The sequence below is a fragment of the Paraburkholderia sediminicola genome, from assembly GCF_046026895.1.
GTDB classification, from domain to species: Bacteria; Pseudomonadota; Gammaproteobacteria; order Burkholderiales; family Burkholderiaceae; genus Paraburkholderia; species Paraburkholderia sediminicola_C.
Genome location: NZ_JAQQEU010000253.1, coordinates 1 through 813 on the forward strand (window position 1 = coordinate 1; position 813 = coordinate 813).

Here is an 813-nt window from a genome sequence, read left to right on the forward strand (position 1 = left end):
CGTGGAGGTGACGGCATGACGCGCATCTACGTTCCCTGCGATTCGTCCGCGCTCGCGCTCGGCGCCGACGCGCTGGCCCAGGCCATTCAAACTGAAGCCGCGCGCCGCGGCGTCGAAATCGAACTGGTGCGCAACGGCACGCGCGGCCTGTTGTGGCTCGAACCGCTCGTCGAAGTCGCGACTGCCGAAGGCCGCATCGGCTATGCGAACGTCGAAGCGCACGACGTGGCAGCCCTCTTCGATGCCGGCTTCGTCGAAGGCGGCGCGCATGCGCGGCGCGTCGGCGTGGTCGACGAGATTCCGTATCTGAAGAAGCAGCAGCGCCTGACCTTCGCGCGCATCGGCATCACCGATCCACTTTCCATCGACGATTACGTCGCCCACGGCGGCCTCGAAGGCTTGCGCCGCGCGCTGCAAATCGACGGCAACGCCGCCTGCGAAGCCTTGATCGAATCCGGTCTGCGCGGCCGTGGCGGCGCGGCCTTCCCCGCCGGCATCAAATGGCGCACGGTGCGCGGCGCGCAGGCGGCGCAGAAGTACATCGTCTGCAACGCGGACGAGGGCGACTCGGGCACCTTCTCGGATCGCCTCGTGATGGAAAGCGATCCGTACATGCTGATCGAAGGGATGCTGATCGCGGGCGTCGTGACCGGCGCGACGGTCGGCTACATCTACGTGCGCAGCGAGTACCCGCATTCGATCGCGACGCTCGAGGCGGCCATCGCGCGCGCGCGCGCCGCCGGCTGGCTCGGCGACAGCGTGCTCGGCTCGCATGCGCATCGCTTCGAACTGTTCGTCGCGAAGGGCGCGGGA

At 68.4% G+C, this 813-nt stretch carries 1 protein-coding gene; it reads left to right on the forward strand.

Annotated elements, in window-relative coordinates; genetic code table 11:
* Positions 1-15 precede the first annotated feature (15 nt).
* Positions 16-813 (forward strand): formate dehydrogenase beta subunit (locus tag PQR02_RS40595; protein ID WP_459252532.1); only part of this gene is annotated, 798 nt, incomplete at its 3' end.